This window comes from Ruegeria sp. CG11 (assembly GCF_056537245.1).
The window spans coordinates 1-1,032 of record NZ_JBQFRE010000062.1; the positions used below are offsets into that span (position 1 = coordinate 1).

The 1,032-nt window shown below is 65.5% G+C and carries 1 protein-coding gene; it reads right to left on the reverse strand.

The features are described from left to right. On the reverse strand, nt 1-965 hold a 965-nt coding region (locus tag ACR0KW_RS24220), incomplete at its 3' end, for a tyrosine-type recombinase/integrase (RefSeq protein ID WP_480807306.1). Nucleotides 966-1,032: the final 67 nt, after the last annotated feature.

Consider the following 1,032-nt stretch of genomic DNA (forward strand, 5'->3'; position numbering starts at 1 on the left):
AGGCGCATGGCGGCCTGGATCGGGGCGCCGTCGAGGGCGGCCTGGGTCAGGAACCCGGACCGCAGCCCGTGCGGCGAGGCGAAGCCTTCGGGCAGCCCGGCCAGTTTCAGCCGGTGCTTGACGATCTGATAAATCGCGTCCGGGGACAGGCGGCGGGCCAACACCCGATCCGCCTTGGAGACGGGTCGGAACAAGGGCCCGTCGCAGATCTTCCCAACCTCAATCCAATGCACCAGCGCCTGCGCGGCGCGGCTCTTCAGTACCAGACGCGGGGTTTCACCTTTGGCTGTGGTCTTGGTTTCCAGCAGTGAGATCCAAACGACGCCGACTTTCTCGAATTCCTTCAGCGACACATCCTCGCGCATGAGCGCGGTGATTTCCGACCTCCGCCGTCCGCCAGAGGCCCAGCCCAGCATCAGCAAAGCCCGGTCGCGGCAATCCCGGCGCGATCCGCGGCAGGTGGCCAGCAGTTGTTCCAGCACATCACGGGTGATCGGGTGCTGCGATTTTGGGGCCGGGGGCCGGGCGGCGGCGCGGCGCGCCTTGGCGCGGGCCTGTTTCACCTGCGGCGCATCAAACGGGCTGGCGAGGTTCTTCATCCGGTGAAAGGCCAGCCAGGAGGCGATGCGCCGGTCCAGCGTCGACGGGGCCGGGCAGGCCAGCGTCTTGCGCAGCCCTTGCGCGGTTAGAGCCTCTGCGGTTTGGCGGGCTCGGTCCCCGGCGGGAGCGTCATTGAGATCGCGGGCGTGATCGAGAAGGAAGGCCAGGGCTGTGGCCTCCGTTTCCGGCCAGTCCAGTGCCGCACCGAACCGGGCAGACTTCCAGGCCGTGATGTAAAGCAGGTCGCGCTCATAAGCCCTGAGTGTGTTGGCCGGCGTGCCGCGTACATATAGATCGGTCAGCGCGTCTTGATCTGTTTGAGACAGGGCAGGGGAGGGGCTGGGCAGATAGGGCGCTGGCGTCATCATAGGCGTCAGTCTGCGCGCATTTTCCCGGAAAAATCAATTAGATTTGATAAGCGATACTTATCGG